Here is a 15,848-nt window from a genome sequence, read left to right on the forward strand (position 1 = left end):
CTTTGTGGGACTTATTTGACCAGACGTAGGTGCGTTGGGGATTGGACTCGGACCTGAGGTGGAGGGGAAAGGACTATTGACTCCAACCCTGCTAATTCCTGAAGGAAGGCAGGTTTTACGTGTAAGGCTTTAGCTATCTCAAGGGCATTGATCCCTTTTTTCTCCGCTAGGATGAACAGCGACCGGGCAAGCATTTCAGGTGGCTCTTGGGCTACTAAGCTGTCCTCTCTCTCTCCATTGGTCTCGCCATATTTTCGCAGGGTGATTACCCCCGTTTTATACTGGCTCTCAGTGATGAGATCGAGCTGCCTTGCTCTATACAGGATGCCGGCTTTACTCACTTTCCAGGTGAGCTTAAAGTCTCTTATGCCTTTCCAGTCAAGTCGTGTTCCAGTTGGACGCGGAAAAAGCTTTGCCATCATGGATCGAGGTAAAAGCAAAGCACTTGCGAATCTGTTGGCTTGGTTCTCAGTAACTCTATCGCCGGTTACCACTCCTTCGTGCATAACCAAATGACCTAGCTCGTGAGCAATGTCAAAGCGTTGTCGGCACGCGCTTTCTTTGGCAGCGTTACGAACAATAAATGGCCGCTCGACTGATACCGAAAGAGCATCGATTTCTTTGGATACTCCTTGGAAAGTGGTTACAACTGCTCCCAGATTTTCTACGAGCCGGGTCATGTTGGCAATCGGACCTAATCCCAAATCCCACTCTTTGCGGCAATATTCTGCTGCTCGCTCAATCTCATCAAAGGTGTGCGAGTTCGGCAGGCTAGGAATATTGACTTGAGGCAGCCGCAGCTCTTGATCAAGGAATTTGATCAGAGAGTCAATCATTTCACCTCTGGCGATTGCTACCTGCTTAATGGTGGATTTGGTGGTCATCAGTTTTCTGAAATGGAACTGATCCTCGTTCAGTCTGTAAGATCTGGAGGCGAAGAAACCAGTTTCCACATCTAAAGCTTCGGCAAGGTCGCCCATCAGTTGTTCTGTAGGCGTTCCTTGGCCTGTCTCAAGCTTGTGAAGGTATTGGCGTGTTTTGCCAACCCTTTCTGCTACCTCTTCAAGAGCTAGCCCGCTGAATACGCGGGCTAGTCTGAGAGATGCTCCGTCGAAAACGGCATTCATCTAAATCACTCAGTTTGAGCTTTATCGCTCTTATCAATGGAATCTTCGCGGACACCAACCTCAGCCGGTTGTAGCTCTTTCGAAGCTGGAGTGTCGCTGTCCACAGTATGCAGTACAGGACCAGAAGCGCCGTATGCCCACTGAGACACCTTTTCTTGGAAAGCGTTGTATCCAATGAAGAAAACTCGATCCTCGTCCTCTTCTGTCAATGCCTTTTCAACTACGAAGCGCCACATAACAGGTGCGCTCTCATCGATCGAAAATAGATCGTCTGCGCCATTACGTTTGAAGAAGCCAGGTTTTTCGGGACTCTCTGGATCATCTCGGAAAAATCGGCAAGGAACGTTACCAATTCTGAACGTTACGTCCATGCCGGCGTTGGCAAGGCTCAACCATTGGTACTTGCCGCTGGTACACAAATGGATGAGCAGGTTTCGAGAACGGCCAAACACAGCAGTTTCTTGCGTATACGAATCATCCAGAGGGGATGCCATTTCTTGAAGGGTGCTATAGCGGATGTCGAGCAGCGGTTCGGCAATTTTTGCCAGGCGCTCATTGGACAGTTCTGAATAGAACGAAGAGGGATGCTTAAAAGTCATAGCGCTTCCTGGCAAAAGTCGGGTTTTGTCAACCAAAGAATCGGGCAAAAAATGACTTCTGTCAACCAGCTTTCAAAGCAATTTTTGGGCTACTGATCGCTGTATGAAGCTACCTGCCATCACACCGCTTGAATCCCGGCATTCTACGTCTCCTCCAACCTGACGGCTTAAATACCAATGGCTCTCCGTCTCAATGTTGAGCGAAAAAGAAGGTGGGTGGCGGTGTCGTGCTACTAGTGCGTGATGTGAGTTGCTGACTTGGCGCGCGCCGTCGTCCCCCCACCTCGCCCGCGGTCTAAATGGGTCTTTTTATCTGCACTTCTGCACCAAGCTGAACGTGGCCAAGGCAGGGCGCTTCCGTGGTGTTTGTGCAGGTTCAATAGCCTGCGAATCCCTGCGTGGAGTAGTGAAAGTGGCGTGGCGGCTACCATAGTCCAGGGTGCACCCTGCGCACATCGCCCGGGTTAGCACCGATTCCGAGGAGCGCTATCGGAAAAAGGTAACGCGCAAAATCGAGAGCAACGGCACCTATGAAAGCCCCGTATTTATTGGCTTTGCTGGATTACTTCAGAAGGTAATGTTGAGTAATAAGAAAGGTGATGTGAGCTTAAGTGCTTGATTTATAGGGGGCTGGAAAAGTAGAAATTACTTTGTTAATAGTAATTATCTTACTTCCACATTACTTAAAAATTACTTTGCTCAATGTCTTCGAAGGCCAATAAAATCAAGGCTTTGACGTATGATTGGGGAGTGTCTTACCGAAGTTACCCGTTTCCGAGGGCTTTCCCGAAAACTCGCGGCGCTCTGTATACCTGCGTGAGTTTATGCTCAAACGCACCAACAGACAAACTGGCTCCAGTCTTGAGCAGTCAGGCTTCTGCACCGATGGAAGTCTTGAAAATAGTGGAGCGGGGGAAGGGAGTCGAGCCCTCGTTATCAGCTTGGGAAGCTTGTCGCTTTAGGAAGCTCGACAAGCAGGGGATGACTTCAACCATGTCCTCTTGAGTATAAGGGCTATGATATTTCGGCGATGGGAGCTCTGTGCCTTTGAGCTTTTCGAGGCTACAGTATGCGCCAGCAGGGCGTAGTGGCCTACTGCTACTTCAATACTCAGGGATGTGAGGTAAAGGTGAAAGAGCTTAATTTCAAAATTTCGTATAGTGGTGCAAGCGCCGATCGAGGGCTTCTTGATATTTATGATGCCAGCGTTTCGACGCATGGCTTGGCGAGGGCTCTATCCGTTACCACTCATGCATTTATAAATGAGGGTCAAATCCGAAAACGAGCTGAGCGCGTTGCTGGTGCTAAGGTTTTCCTTCATCCACCAAAAAACGGAAGTTTCGAAGAGTTAGTAACTATTGTATTCACCGATCCTGTTGTCCAGTTTATTGGTGCTAGTGTAATAACAGCTGCATTCTGGGATTTCCTGAAATGGACTTGGTCGGAGGCGCTAGGAGGCTCGCACGAGCCTGAAACACCTTTTGTAAAGCGTCTCGAAAGTCGAGTCGAGCCTCTTATCGGAGAAATAGGCGTTGCGCTCGAGTCCCCGATGGCCTCGTTACATCGCCCCATTCAGAATGCGGTTGATATGGAAATATCTATTTCTCGACCTAGAGTTGGAGAAATGATCAGACTGGATCATACAACTATGGCGTATGTTAATATACGGGAGGAAGGCGAAGCGGAAGAAGGGATTATTGGTAACGTTACAAAGTACAATATTTTGAGCGGCTATGGTCGGGTGTTTGTAGATGAGTTGGATCGCACTGTTCCATTCGATTTGGATACCGAAGTAAGTCCGGGGGAAAAAGAGTTTCTTACAAAGTCTAGCCATGACAGGAATAGAGGGTTGGATGGGAAAATAGTGTTAAATGCAGCGAGAGTTCTGACGGGTAGAGGTGAGTTAAAACGTTTTAAAGTTTATGGCGTCGAATGGATTGGTAATATTTAGTTTGTACGCGCTGACCAACGTTGGTCGGCGCATTTTTTCGGAGCTGCCATGAATAATGTGAGCGTTACCCCAGCCCCAGGGAACCTCCTTGAGGTCTTAAGTAAGCTCGGTAGCGCTATTGTCGGGCTTTCTGTATTCGCTTATATAGCTGGTTTTGTAAAGTTGATGTCAATGTACAACTCTATAGATGCTGGCTGGATAATTGATTTTGTCGTAACCCAAGACATCATCCGTGCCGGGCTTGAGCCTTTGGCAATGGTTGGAGTAACTGCTTCTGCCAGTGCCTATATTTTCTCATCAAAAAACTGGGTTGTCGTAAAAATACTGACCTTTATAATTGTTTCGTTGTTTCTGATCTATTTGAAGTTTATGCCTTCGGGTGGGTGGGCGCAGGGGTGGTTTGAAAGTTATAAATTTTCAACATTTATTTCTTATAGTCTTTATTTGGTTTCTGGTGTTTTGATTTCATATTCTGTGTTTGAAGTTGTTGTAAATAAGTTGTTTGGTGTCAGGGTTGTGATATGTTTTTTGGTGGGGGCAATTTTCTCATTGTATGTTACTCCAGTGTATATTGGGAAGGTTTGGGCGGATTCGATTGTTAGTGGTGATATTAAGTTTGCCAAGGCGATAGGTGAGCAGTATAAAAGTGAGTCGTGTTACTTGTTTGGCAATGTCAACTCTAAATTTTTAATTGGGTGTGTTAGTGGGATTAAGGTTGGGCGTATTCAGCTGGTCGAACTAGGGAAGGATGTTGCATTTGAGAGAAAGTGATTGGCTGTTTTAAGGTTCACGTGTTTTTCATCAGAGCGGTGTTCGGTAACTTCTGATTTTATTGGCATGCTTACATCCAGGCAATGAGCCATTGCAACGACAGCGGTTAGTGCGTCCAATCCATCATGGTCACGGCTCGTGACCACACCTATTCTCTCGTTCACCGGATGCGTGTGACCATCCCCCTTCTTCCCAGAGGCTGCGTGTTATTGACCCCTCGTATTCAGGAATTTTGACTCGTTCAGGCATAGAAAATTTAGGGCAGATTTAGGGCAAAATCAGGGCCGCCCTGAACCGCTCCAGGCTTCAAGAGTATGGTGGAAGCCCTTATTTTACCGGCCTCCAGCGGTCTGGAAAGCCATCCCAAAGGGTTCGAATCCCTATCCACCTCTCTGTCTATCTCCGAAAATACCGAGCAATCGCATTCGACCCGAAGCAGCCTTTGAGCGTTTGCATAAAAGCGTCAGTCAGGCTCAGGTGTGTCCTGAAGGGTCCGTCTAAAAACCACATCATTAACGTTTAGATATTCTTCATTGTTTTCATCATACAACATGTAGGTTAAGGAGGCTAAAGGGTGGGACGAAATTGCTTGTTTTGAGTTGAGTTTTGTGTTTGGACTGATATTTAGTTTCTGATTTATGTGGTAATAAGCGCTGTTTGCCAGGATGTCGGCAGCGAATGTTAATGACGAGTTTTCACAAATTATATCCAGCTCAATTTTTTTAAATCTCGGAATGCCTTGGGGGGGCGGAACCCTGGTAATCAGGGTTTTTTTTACAATTCCCTCCGGAGTTCTTACGCTCATCTTTGAAGTTTCTTCGATAGTGTCCCCCTTCAGCATGCAAATAAATTGTGCTATTTCGGTTTTAAATTGTTTTATGACTCCGCGGTCAATATTGTCACTGATAATTGTCAGCTTGACTCCTTCGTCGCGAGCCTTGTCAAGCATGGCAAATGCTTTGAGAACTATTCCCATGAATATTTTTGAGTGCAGTAACTCTTTCCTATTCCCGCTCCCGCCTCTACCCTCAGAAAATTCCGACTCATATAAACCCTGAGTGGATACAGCCTCAAATATCCAAGGAATAGACTCATTTTTGAAGAAATCGAAAATAACATTTCTTAGCTTCTCTTGAAGCTCAGGTTTTTGGTTTGTTATATGAAGTTTTCCCTCGATCTCAACGGCACCAATCTTTAAATCTAGATGGCGCCTTGTAATGTCCATGTACTCTTCAGGCAATAGAAAGCCTGACATTACTCCAAACTCTCTTGGATGCTTTTCAGCATTCTTCGAATAACCTTTCGCTCCGGATTCGTCAATAATCAAGATGTGATTTTGCATAACGAGTTCCTTGTTGTGAGGGGTTTATAGAGGGTTACTGAACGTCGCCAAAGGCCATCTTTGGATAGATTTTTTGGCCAGAATAAGACCAAAATATGAGGTTATGTCCGACAAAGCGCCTACTGAAAACAGTAGGCGCCGTCTATGTTAGACGCGTATATGAATTTCAGTCTAATGCAGGGGCTTTTGGGTGCCTGTACAGTCTGTCACCGATAAGATCTCCTGTCCCCCAATTGTTGAACGCATCCAGGTGTTCGAATAATGGATGGCCCGCAACTGCGTCTGGATCGTTAAGAGGATAATACAGTTGGTTTTCCGTGCGACATTTGAAGTGATAGTTCAGGCTGTTTGCCAAAACGTCGGCCGCTAATATCAGCCCATCACTATCATCGATAGGTTTAATGCTCAGACTGCGAACTACCGGAGGAATTTCCATTTCGGCCGGGTATTGCACGCTGGTAGTAATTTGACCATGCACGACTTGTTGCATCAGAGTGTCAAACCCGGTGGTTTCGGTGACGTCTGGATCTGTCTTAAGTAGTTCTGCAGCCACATTTTCAAACTGTTTGGCAAGGGGGCTATCCACTTGATCAGTTCGAATCTCTAAGTCTACATTGTTACACCCACGCTCAAGAAGGAACGCTACGATGTGAGCATGGAGGCCCGAAAAAAGCTCCACATGCATCGACGGTGGCTCTTCGCGAACGCTACCGGTCTTGACGCGAGCCGGACTGGTTCGCCGGGCTTCCACGGCAGCTCTATGATTCCGAAGCCTCTCAGTCTGCTGAGTGTAATAATCATTCAGGCCAGCAACATGAATCGCGTACCAGAAACAAGGAAGTCCTGCTGCTTGGATCTCGTTGAACAGTGCCTGCCTTAAGGCTCCTTTTTGCTCTTGGGGCAGGTCGGCTATATGCAGCTTGCCTTGTGCTGGTTTGAAGTGCCGGGCGATGGCATCGAATTTTTCCGAGAGGTCAGCATGAAGCTGCTCGGGAAACAATATACCAGCGAAGACTCCGGTCTCGCCGGGAAAGGACTCCTGTTGGTTCGCATATCCTTTTGCCCCGGATTCATCACAATAAAAGAAAAAGCGCTCTGACATTTTAACCTTCCCTTGAAAAAATTGAGGCGGGCATTCTGTCATTTAAATGATCGGGTGACCCTTCTACTGGAAAAAATAAACTGAATTGACAATGGTTTCATAGGCACGCAATGACTGCTTTTGACGATAGCCATCACTCCGGCGTCATCATCACTGCAAGCGTCATCTTGATGAACTCCTCGTTGCGGTCGATCGCCTCCAGCGCGCTGCGCTTTTCTGCGATATCCGCGGCTCCCCGCTGCTCGACCCAATTTGAGAGTTCCAAAATTGCGGCATCCAGGGCGAGCTGATTTTCATTGATTTTGTACAGCAGAGAAGGGCACAGGTCCGTATTTGCCATCGCGAAACCTCCGTAAAGAGGAAAGCGTAGCAGCTTGAAAAATTAATGGATCGGGTGGATTCATGGAGGCCGGGCGCCAATGCACCAAGATATTTGACAGTCACGACAGTGCTCGGGATTGGAGCCAAAAACGGTTGCTTAAAATTTGCTACAGAGGGTAAGAGAGGAGGTGGAATTTAATGATGGGTGAATATTGCTGGTACGAAATTGGTACGGAGGTTTTTTGACTGCCATCTCGGCCTTTATTTTATGGCGTGGGGCGATAAGTAAGTCCAATCCATCATGGGCGCGACGGAGAAGCGGCGGGAGAGCGGGGCGGGTGTGGCGGTGATTGGGGGCATTGTGGGATCTGGAATCGGTGTGGCTGGGAGGTGGGGGAGTTTATCAGGATTGAGTCGGTGGGGTGGGAGAGGAGCCCAGGTGTTGGGGGCATTTATCAGGATTGGGTTTGCGGGCCTTTAGGCGAGTCTTGCAGCAGTTCGTTAGCGCGTATGAGTGAAGGAAGTCGAGCATTCAGAGAAATGGGCCAACGGGGCGTCCGGGAAGGGCGCCCCTTTGTTACGTCAGGACGGTTCTGCATCCATACGTCTGGCAACGACATCTAGAACATCACAGCCATCGCGCAACGGTATACAGCAAAGCATTGCGAAGTCGCTGAGTATCACCGAATCCGTGGTGATGTCGCCGCGCATCGCGAGGTTTTCCAGGATCTGCGTTACCGCACCAATTCGGTAGCGTGCGGTGCTAAGCAGAGAGTGCAGCGGTTGGGTGGTGTTTACATACAGCGAGGGAAGGTCGTCTGCGTTACTGGTTAAAGCCATAAATTCTTTCATGTGAAGCTCCATTAATTTGAGAAAACTACTACTCAGTCGTCGCCAAACGAATGGGTGGTAGCCGTACGCGGGTTGGCGAACCGGGCAATGGAGAAACCGGCAGACCCTAAGGTCTCCCGCGCACAGCCACCATAAAACAGGCAGCTAAGTGCGTTCCGAAACGCTCCGAAAATGCTCGAAGGTTTCAGTTCAATTGCCATCGAGTCGCCAAACCCGACACGCCATTTTGGCGTTGGGTGGACTATAGACCTCGTGACAAAAGCACAGCAATGGACAAGTGTACGGACAATTCCCAGAGTCGTGTAGGACGTTGCTCTTTTAACAGTTTGTCTGGGGAACTCCCTTTTTTCCTCAAGCAATCACTACCTGAACAAACGCTGTCGCCCAGCAAAGTTTCATAATTCCCGGCAGTCCCGCGGAATAGGATGACTACCTAAGCTAAGGTCGCCGCGCTTCCAACCCCCAGGAAACTGAAAAATGATCTCGAACCTCTTCAAAGCCGTGATGATCACCAGTGCTTTGCTGTTAAGCGCTTGCTCAGGTGTCAGCACCAACACCTGTTTTTCAGAAGGCTGCCAGTCGTTCGATGGCCATGGCGCCAACAAGTTGAACCTTGGCGGGAGTGCGATCGGTAGCAGTTTTAGCGAGTACAGTTCGGGGTTGTTGCACGACGATTAACGCGTAACGCCCCGGCGGAAGCTGTTTCCTCCGGGGCGCGTTGTTATCTGATGCACCGTGGGTGCTGATTTTGCGACTGCTTCGCAGCCGGACGCAGGCTTCGCCAGCTGCTATGTATGGACTCGCCCCCACTGTCTACCCGCTTTTGAAAAACCGCCGCCCCGTTGCATCTATGTATTAGGCCTATTCGAGGAAGCCGTCTTCGGCTTCTGGCCAAAATTGGAAGAGCTCGTGGTATGCCGATTACAGTCAGGCCTCGAAGGCCAGTAGCAGCTAAGGCATCAATCCACGCCGGTCTTACCTGGGGTCAATTTTTTTTCAGCAAAGGGCTGGACAGTTAGTACCTCGGTGGCAGAACTCTGTCGCTCAGTGGCTCATCGTCGCTTGCTGGCCATCACCAGCCTGGCGACGATAAGTCTGGTCATTCTGTAGAAGCACCCAGACGATTCGCAGGTTGCGGTTGGCCAACCTGACCGCAGCCTCCTTACGGCCCAGTCGGCTCATCCAGCGCAACAAGCGGCGGTCATCGGGTTGCTGGGAATCAGGTCGTAGTTGTTGCAGTACCGCATGGGCTCCCTGGATCATCAGGCTGCGTAAATAAACATCGCCTCGCTTGGTCATGCCCCCCAGCCGGACCGTCTGCCCGCTGCTGTGCTGGTCAGGCACCATGCCAAAGTACGCGGCAAACTTGCGGGCATTGGGAAATCGCTCAGGCTTGGTTTCCTTGGCCACCAGTGCCGTGGCAGTGACTGGGCCGATGCCGCGCACAGTCATCAGTCGCTTCGCCGTCATGTCGGCGTTGGCGGCCACTTCCAGACGCCCCGTCAGCACGCTGATGCGTTCGCCCAAATGGCGCCACTCGGCCAACAGTTCGTCGATCAGTTCACGCAGCACGCCCGGCACCGGCTGGGTGGCATCTTCCAGTACCCGCGGAATTTTCTGGCTGATCGCAACATCGCCCTGCGCCAAGGCCACGCCATGCTCGAGCAGCAGGCCGCGCATCTGATTGCTCACCGCCGTGCGTCGACGCACATAGCCTTGGCGGGCGCGATGCAACGCCTGCATTGCCAGCGCCGCAACGCTTTTGACCGGCACTGCGTAGATCTTTTCATCGCGACCAGCCCGCAGAATCGCCAGCGCATCGTTGCGATCATTTTTAGGCCCGCTGCGATGTGTGGCCACCAAACGGGCTGGAAGAATCCGCGCCAGATTGCCTTGGTCTTGCAGCTGCCGGGCCCAGGCTTGAGCACCCGGACCGGTCTCCATCAGAACCACGACATGAGGCGGCAACTGGCGTAGAAACTCATAAAACGCCTCGCGCGACATGATCCGCTGCTCGTAGTGCACCTGGCCGAGGACGTCTTCACCGGCGACCTGAAAGACCTGCTTGGCCAGATCGATCGCCACGGTTGTGCAGGCCGACAAATCGGAAGAAGACAGGGATTGATCAATCGAAGTATGCTTTTTCATGGACTCGCCCTCGCTGTCGTTGGCTGTTTAGACTGCCATCGTGGCGCATTGACGCCTCGGCTTGGGCGAGTCCATCCAATTACATGAATCGTGGTTGTAGCGGTTATTTGGGAGCAGGCGTTGCTATCCACTGGCCCAAAACGTTCTGATAGTTGCCGGTCACCTTGGCCAAGTGCAGCCACTGATCGACATACAACTTCCAGGTCATATCATCACGAGGCAGCAAGTAAGCCTTCTCACCGTACTGCATAAACTGGCTCGGATTAACCGCACACAGCCCGGGTTTAAGTTTCTGTTGATACAACGCCTCCGACGCATCGGTAATCATCACGTCAGCCTTTTTATCCAGCAACTCCTGAAAGATCGTCACGTTGTCGTGAAGGCTCAGTTGCGCGTTGGGCAGAAACGCGTGAACAAACGCTTCGTTAGTGCCGCCAGCCGGTTCGACCAAGCGAACTGAAGGTTGGTTGATTTGTTCGACGGTCTGGTACAGCGCCTGATCTTCGCAGCGCACTAACGGGATTTTGCCGTCGACGTCCAGTTTGGTGCTGAAGAAGGCTTTTTTCTGGCGCTCCAGGGTGACCGAGATACCGCCGACGCCGATGTCGCACTTGCCGGCCAGCATGTCGGGCATCAGTGTTTTCCAGGTGGTTTGCACCCACTCGACTTTGACACCCAGGCTTTCCGCCAGCGAGCGGGCCATGGCGATGTCGATGCCGGAGTATTCGCCGTCCTCGGCTTTGAAGGTATAGGGTTTGTAGTCGCCGGTTATGCAAACGCGCAGTTGGCCTTGCTGGATGACGCTGTCGAGATGGGATGGCTCTGCCTGAGCGGCAAACGATAGGGCGAGCAGGCCACCGAGCATGATTGTGCTTTTCAGGTTTTTCATTGTTATCCGGCTTCCTTAATGTACTTGATCAGTTCTTGGCGTAGCGCTTAGAGCGCGGCGGCCCCCAACGGAAAATAAACACTAAACACCGTCCCGCCCTCCAGACTCGAATTCACCGAAACATCCCCGCCATGCGCCTTGGCGATTTCCCTGACGATAAACAACCCAAGGCCAACACTGCGAACATTACTGTCGGTCTCTGTACCACGAGTCATCGGTTCAAACAGAATCGCCATCAACGACTCCGGAATAACCGGCCCATGGTTTTGTACCGACACAACCGCCTGATCATCCATCAGCCGTGAAGTAATGGTAATCGGCTGCTGCAAATCGCCATAAGCCACGCTATTGGCGACGAGGTTGCCAATGATTTGCTGGACCCGGTCCGCATCCAGATGAGCGCTACCGGTGCCAATTGACTGGTGAAACAACTTCGCCTCAGGAAACGCAACGCGCAGTTCGTCGACGCTCTGACTGACGAAGGAATGCAAGTCCAGCGATGTAGGAGAAATACCGATTCCACGTCCGACTCTGGCCAGCGCGAAGTCCAGCAGGTCGGCGATCATGCGTTGTGCACGTTCCGCTGATTGGCTGATGTGGCCGAGCATCTTGGTTTCTTTGGCGGTGCGCTGTCCTCGGGCGAGGATGTCGGAGGCCATTTTGATCGCGGTCAGAGGGGTTTTCAGGTCGTGGCTGACGATGGCGACCATTTGTTCGGCGAAGGAGGCGCGGCGTTTGGCTTTTTCGTAGGCCAGGTTCAGTTGGGTCTGGGCTTCGAGAAGGGCGGCATCGGCGGCGGTTTTCTTGGATAAAAGCTCCTCCGCGAGTTTTCGGGCGTTGAGCAGTTCGCGCTCGTACTTGTCGCGGTCGGTGGTGCCGAACAGCGCCAGTTCATAAAACGCACTGCTGGCGTGCTCGCGTCTCACGCCGTTGAGCAGCATGGTGACGATCCGTTTGTCCTGGTGAACCAGATCGAGTTTCACCTCGGCTACCGAGCCTTGCATTTGCATCAGTGGCGCCCAGTGGGTTTGATGAAAAATGCGTCCGCCCATGGTCAGCAGGTCCTGAAAACGCCGGCCGATCAACGCCTGGGCATCGAAGCCGATCCAGTTGCTGAACGTCTGATTGCTGCGCAGGATCGTGCCGTCTTCTTTCGTTACCACCAAGCCGCATGGTGCACCTTCGAATAGCGTCTGCGGGTCGGGCAGTGGCGGTTCATCGGTCGACATGCGCGTCCACCCATGGCGACAGGAAACGGTCCATGGCTTCGGAGCAGGCGCTCGGCGCGCTCATGTGCGGGCAATGGCCGACGTTGGTCACCAGGCAGAGCGTGCTGTTGGGGAGTGCTGCGTGCAGGTATTCACCCACGGCCACGGGCGCGATGAGGTCGTCGGTGGATTGCAGAATCAGGGTCGGCGTGGTCAGGCCTGCGACGTCTTTGCGGTTGTCCGACATGAACGTTACCCGCGCGAACTGCTTGGCGATCTCGGGTTCGGTGCGGCAGAAACTGTTGGTGAGTTCTTCGCCGAGCGCCGGTTGCCCGGGCGCGCCCATGATCACTGGAGCCATCGTGCTGGACCAGCCGAGGTAGTTGCTGTCGAGGGTGTCGAGCAGCGAGTGGATGTCTTCGAGTTTGAATCCGCCCACATAGTCGTCGGAATCGATGTAACAAGGCGAAGGACCGATCATGACGTGGGCGGCGATTTTGCCGGGGGACTGGCGATCCGCCAGGACACCGATCATGCCGCTCACGGAGTGCCCCACCAGAATCACCGGGCCGGTGGCGAACTGATCGATTATTTCGCCCAGGTCTTGGGCATATCCGGCCAGTGAATTGTATTTTTCTTTGTCGTAGGCGCTGAGATCCGACTGCCCAGCACCGACCAAGTCATACAGAACGACTTTGAAACGACCCATAAAGTTGTCGACAAGATAGCGCCACATGGTTTGATCGCAGCCGAAGCCATGGGAGAAGATCAGCGTTGCCGGACCGTCACCCATCACTTTTACGTTGTTGCGATGTTGAAGGTCCATGCGTGTTTCCCCGGGCGGGCCAAATGTATTTTTGGCATCCGTGGGAGTTTAGATAGTCGCAGGCATCAGGTCACGCGTTGCTACATGGAAAGAGGGCGCCCTGATGAGGCGCCCTCTGTAATATGCAGGCAGTTTCACACGATGTTCATTTGCGGACAGTTGTCTTGGACGTTGACGCCACGGTGCCGCTGCCACAATTGATATACGAAGAAGACTTCAACCAGCGCTGATCCGGATAATAAGAGAACAACAGCTGCCCACCCTTCATCGAATCAATCAGCCGACGAGCTACCGCCGGCCGTACCGCCGGGCAACCGAGGCTCCGGCCAATCCGCCCATTCGCACGGGCCAGGACCGGACTCACGTAAGGCGCACCATGAATCACGATTGCCCGGTCAAACGCGTTGTCATTGAAACCCGGCTCCAAGCCCTCCATGCGCAGCGAGTAACCGTTCTGCCCGACATAACTTGACTGTGTGCGGTACAAGCCGAGACTGGTAGCGAAGCTTTCGTTTTGGTTGGAGAAGTTGACTGCCATGTTCTCGCCGCTGTTTCGACCGTGAGCCACCAGTTCATGAAACAGCAATTTGCGCTTCTTTAAATCGAACACCCAGAGGCGCTGTTCGGTCGAAGGCAGAGAATAGTCGATGACCGCAAGCCTTTGGGCTGGCGCTTTGCCTTGAGCGATGCTGCATTGCGAGGCGCGAACGGCGAGGTTGATGACGTTGGCGTTAGCCTTCGGAGCCGCTTTGATGAGGGCTGCCGCGAGCGAATCGGCGTAGGCTGACGGTACGGACATTGCGGTCAGTAGCAGGGCCGATAATAGATAGCCAAAACGTAGTGGCGCCATATAGATGTCTCATCATGTTAAGTTCGAGTCTAGCAGTGCGTTGAAGGCCAGACGTTGAATGCGGGGGATTAAGGATTATTCATGGTGCTTTTAACAAGGTTATTCGTCATAAGCCGCGTATTTTTTATGGGCTTTCTGATCAGCGGCACAGCGCTCGCGGGAACTTCGCCGATTGAGCCCACAACTGCGCCAACCTCCATAATCGAGGCGGCAGCGGACGATAACGTCGGGCAAGCGATCCAGGTCTCGCTTGAGCCGCTGAAATCCGCGTTTCCACCGCTGCTCACTGGCCCCCGTCACCGGCGGGTAGATGTCAGTCGTCTGGTCATGGATTTTTATACGCATCGTGACTATCGCGCGGCGTGGGCGAATGACAGCGATGTCGAGCAATTGATCGCCAGCCTGAACGCGACTGAGGCCGATGGTCTGACCCCGGCGGATTTTCATATCGATGAATTGGTCCGGTCCCGGACCACAATGCAGACGACCCCGGTAACGGCCGAGCAGCGGGCAGCTTTTGATTTGGCGACCACGCATACGTTTATCACCGCGTTGCTGCAGTTGCGCCGCGGCAAGGTTGATCCTTCGCGGCTCGACATTCACTGGAACTTTGATTCGAACGGTGTCGATCCACGCGATGACGTCAATGCCTTCTTTGCTGCGCTCGACAATCACGACGTGGCCAAGGCGTTTGCCCAAGCGCCGCCACAAGAAGCGGTGTACGTCGGTTTGCGTCAGGCCCTGGCGCAATTGCGCGGTATCCGGGACCGGGGCGGTTGGCCGAAAGTGGTTGTCGACCATTCACTCAAACCTGGCATGGACGAACCGGCCGTCGCGCAGTTGCGCGCACGGATGGTCGCGGCGGGTTTTCTCGATCCGCGATTGATCCACGGCACGAAGTACGACGGCGCCGTCACCGCAGCGGTGAAAAAGTATCAAAACGAGCAATACCTTGGTGCGGACGGCATGGCCGGGGCGACAACACTGGCGGCATTGAATGTGCCTGTGGATGCGCGAATCGATCAAGTCCGGGTGAATATGGAGCGGGCGCGCTGGCTGCTCTACAAACTCCAGGGCACGTTCGTCATCGTCGATATCGCCGGCTATAAGGTGGCTATGTACCGCGATGGCCTACCGATCTGGCGATCCCGGGTGCAGGTCGGTAAAACGGCTCGCAATACGCCGATCTTCCAGGCGCAGATTACCTACATCACGTTTAACCCGACCTGGACGGTGCCGCCAACGATCCTCAAGGAAGATATGCTGCCGAAGGTTCAGAGCAATCCCGGCTACCTCGCGGCCAACCGGATACGAGTGCTTGATCGCGAAGGCAATGTGCTCGATCCGTCGACCGTCGACTGGACTAACCCCCGCGGCCTCACCCTGCGTCAGGATGCCGGGCCCGACAGCTCGCTGGGCCAAGTGGTCATCCGCTTTCCCAACGACTATGCGATCTACCTGCACGACACGCCGCACCGCGAGTTGTTTGCCAAAACCGTCCGCGCGACCAGCTCGGGCTGCATACGGGTAGAGAATCCGCTGAAACTGGTGGAGTTATTGTTCAATGACCCGGTGCGCTGGAACAGCGAGGGCATTCAAAAGCAGCTGGCCAACGGCAAGACCGAGAATATTCGGCTGCCGGTGAAAGTGCCGGTGTTGCTGGCTTACTGGACGGTGGATTTGGGCAGCGACGGGCGGGTGGCGTTCAAGCCTGATGTGTATGGCTACGATGCGCCGGTATTACGGGCGTTGAACCGGCCGTCGCCGGTGCCAGTGCTGGATTTGCATTCGGCGGTGGGATCGGTGGTAGCGGCGGGGCCGGCGCGGCAGTAGGGGAGTGGGCTTGATTTAATAAGTCCGCC

Annotated in this window: 15 protein-coding genes; 4 read left to right on the forward strand and 11 right to left on the reverse strand. The window is 52.5% G+C overall.

Annotation, left to right across the window (positions count from 1 at the left end; all coding sequences use genetic code 11):
• Window positions 1-11 precede the first annotated feature (11 nt).
• Window positions 12-1,127, reverse strand: coding sequence for a helix-turn-helix domain-containing protein (locus tag ACYZTY_RS08655; protein ID WP_461958103.1), 1,116 nt, complete (start codon window positions 1,125-1,127; stop codon window positions 12-14).
• Between the two features lie 5 nt (window positions 1,128-1,132).
• A complete protein-coding gene (locus ACYZTY_RS08660; RefSeq protein ID WP_461958104.1) occupies window positions 1,133-1,726 on the reverse strand; it encodes a hypothetical protein in 594 nt (197 codons plus the stop codon).
• Between the two features lie 1,087 nt (window positions 1,727-2,813).
• On the opposite strand from ACYZTY_RS08660, the gene ACYZTY_RS08665 reads away from it, so the two are divergent.
• Together ACYZTY_RS08665 and ACYZTY_RS08670 are read left to right on the forward strand one after the other, a co-directional pair.
• Window positions 2,814-3,677, forward strand: coding sequence for a DUF7946 domain-containing protein (locus ACYZTY_RS08665; protein WP_461958105.1), 864 nt, complete (start codon window positions 2,814-2,816; stop codon window positions 3,675-3,677).
• Window positions 3,678-3,725: 48 nt separating this feature from the next.
• On the forward strand, window positions 3,726-4,448 hold the full coding sequence (locus ACYZTY_RS08670; RefSeq protein ID WP_461958106.1) for a hypothetical protein: 723 nt from the start codon (window positions 3,726-3,728) through the stop codon (window positions 4,446-4,448).
• A 463-nt stretch (window positions 4,449-4,911) separates the two neighbouring features.
• Here the strand turns inward: ACYZTY_RS08670 and ACYZTY_RS08675 are convergent, their stop codons facing one another.
• The 4 genes from ACYZTY_RS08675 to ACYZTY_RS08690 form a co-directional block, all read right to left on the reverse strand.
• Window positions 4,912-5,790 (reverse strand): hypothetical protein, encoded by an 879-nt coding sequence (locus ACYZTY_RS08675; protein WP_461958107.1) that lies wholly within the window; start codon window positions 5,788-5,790, stop codon window positions 4,912-4,914.
• Between the two features lie 166 nt (window positions 5,791-5,956).
• On the reverse strand, window positions 5,957-6,892 hold the full coding sequence (locus ACYZTY_RS08680) for a hypothetical protein (RefSeq protein WP_461958108.1): 936 nt from the start codon (window positions 6,890-6,892) through the stop codon (window positions 5,957-5,959).
• 133 nt (window positions 6,893-7,025) lie between these two features.
• Window positions 7,026-7,232, reverse strand: coding sequence for a hypothetical protein (locus tag ACYZTY_RS08685; RefSeq protein WP_461958109.1), 207 nt, complete (start codon window positions 7,230-7,232; stop codon window positions 7,026-7,028).
• Window positions 7,233-7,795: 563 nt separating this feature from the next.
• Window positions 7,796-8,065: a hypothetical protein gene (locus tag ACYZTY_RS08690; RefSeq protein WP_008151340.1), complete on the reverse strand. Its 270-nt coding sequence runs from the start codon at window positions 8,063-8,065 to the stop codon at window positions 7,796-7,798.
• 477 nt (window positions 8,066-8,542) lie between these two features.
• Between ACYZTY_RS08690 and ACYZTY_RS08695 the strand changes: the two genes are divergently transcribed.
• Entirely contained in the window at window positions 8,543-8,743 is a 201-nt protein-coding gene (locus ACYZTY_RS08695; RefSeq protein WP_461958110.1) for a hypothetical protein, read from the forward strand.
• 366 nt (window positions 8,744-9,109) lie between these two features.
• Here ACYZTY_RS08695 and ACYZTY_RS08700 read toward each other — a convergent pair whose 3' ends face one another.
• The 5 genes from ACYZTY_RS08700 to ACYZTY_RS08720 all read right to left on the reverse strand — a co-directional run bounded on the left by ACYZTY_RS08700 (window position 9,110) and on the right by ACYZTY_RS08720 (window position 13,986).
• Complete coding sequence (locus ACYZTY_RS08700) at window positions 9,110-10,168, reverse strand: IS110 family RNA-guided transposase (protein WP_461959279.1); 1,059 nt, start codon at window positions 10,166-10,168, stop codon at window positions 9,110-9,112.
• A 148-nt stretch (window positions 10,169-10,316) separates the two neighbouring features.
• Window positions 10,317-11,102: a transporter substrate-binding domain-containing protein gene (locus tag ACYZTY_RS08705; RefSeq protein ID WP_461958111.1), complete on the reverse strand. Its 786-nt coding sequence runs from the start codon at window positions 11,100-11,102 to the stop codon at window positions 10,317-10,319.
• 47 nt (window positions 11,103-11,149) lie between these two features.
• Complete coding sequence (locus tag ACYZTY_RS08710; RefSeq protein ID WP_461958112.1) at window positions 11,150-12,331, reverse strand: PAS domain-containing sensor histidine kinase; 1,182 nt, start codon at window positions 12,329-12,331, stop codon at window positions 11,150-11,152.
• The gene (locus tag ACYZTY_RS08715; RefSeq protein WP_461958113.1) at window positions 12,318-13,136 is read right to left on the reverse strand and encodes an alpha/beta fold hydrolase; all 819 of its coding nucleotides are present in this window, start codon (window positions 13,134-13,136) and stop codon (window positions 12,318-12,320) included. Before ACYZTY_RS08715 ends, ACYZTY_RS08710 begins: the two co-directional genes overlap by 14 nt.
• Window positions 13,137-13,281: 145 nt before the next feature.
• Window positions 13,282-13,986 (reverse strand): murein L,D-transpeptidase catalytic domain family protein, encoded by a 705-nt coding sequence (locus tag ACYZTY_RS08720; protein WP_461958114.1) that lies wholly within the window; start codon window positions 13,984-13,986, stop codon window positions 13,282-13,284.
• A gap of 81 nt (window positions 13,987-14,067) precedes the next feature.
• Here ACYZTY_RS08720 and ACYZTY_RS08725 point away from each other — a divergent pair, with 81 nt between their 5' ends.
• A complete protein-coding gene (locus ACYZTY_RS08725; protein ID WP_461958115.1) occupies window positions 14,068-15,819 on the forward strand; it encodes a L,D-transpeptidase family protein in 1,752 nt (583 codons plus the stop codon).
• Window positions 15,820-15,848 lie beyond the last annotated feature (29 nt).

This window comes from Pseudomonas sp. LB1P83 (assembly GCF_054897885.1).

Coding starts and splice junctions, on each gene's coding strand:
- ACYZTY_RS08655 (WP_461958103.1), bottom strand. CDS start 1,127: ATGAATGCCGTTTTCGACGGAGCATCTCTCAGACTAGCCCGCGTATTC.
- ACYZTY_RS08660 (WP_461958104.1), bottom strand. CDS start 1,726: ATGACTTTTAAGCATCCCTCTTCGTTCTATTCAGAACTGTCCAATGAG.
- ACYZTY_RS08670 (WP_461958106.1), top strand. CDS start 3,726: ATGAATAATGTGAGCGTTACCCCAGCCCCAGGGAACCTCCTTGAGGTC.
- ACYZTY_RS08675 (WP_461958107.1), bottom strand. CDS start 5,790: ATGCAAAATCACATCTTGATTATTGACGAATCCGGAGCGAAAGGTTAT.
- ACYZTY_RS08680 (WP_461958108.1), bottom strand. CDS start 6,892: ATGTCAGAGCGCTTTTTCTTTTATTGTGATGAATCCGGGGCAAAAGGA.
- ACYZTY_RS08685 (WP_461958109.1), bottom strand. CDS start 7,232: ATGGCAAATACGGACCTGTGCCCTTCTCTGCTGTACAAAATCAATGAA.
- ACYZTY_RS08690 (WP_008151340.1), bottom strand. CDS start 8,065: ATGAAAGAATTTATGGCTTTAACCAGTAACGCAGACGACCTTCCCTCG.
- ACYZTY_RS08695 (WP_461958110.1), top strand. CDS start 8,543: ATGATCTCGAACCTCTTCAAAGCCGTGATGATCACCAGTGCTTTGCTG.
- ACYZTY_RS08705 (WP_461958111.1), bottom strand. CDS start 11,102: ATGAAAAACCTGAAAAGCACAATCATGCTCGGTGGCCTGCTCGCCCTA.
- ACYZTY_RS08710 (WP_461958112.1), bottom strand. CDS start 12,331: ATGTCGACCGATGAACCGCCACTGCCCGACCCGCAGACGCTATTCGAA.
- ACYZTY_RS08715 (WP_461958113.1), bottom strand. CDS start 13,136: ATGGACCTTCAACATCGCAACAACGTAAAAGTGATGGGTGACGGTCCG.
- ACYZTY_RS08720 (WP_461958114.1), bottom strand. CDS start 13,986: ATGGCGCCACTACGTTTTGGCTATCTATTATCGGCCCTGCTACTGACC.
- ACYZTY_RS08725 (WP_461958115.1), top strand. CDS start 14,068: ATGGTGCTTTTAACAAGGTTATTCGTCATAAGCCGCGTATTTTTTATG.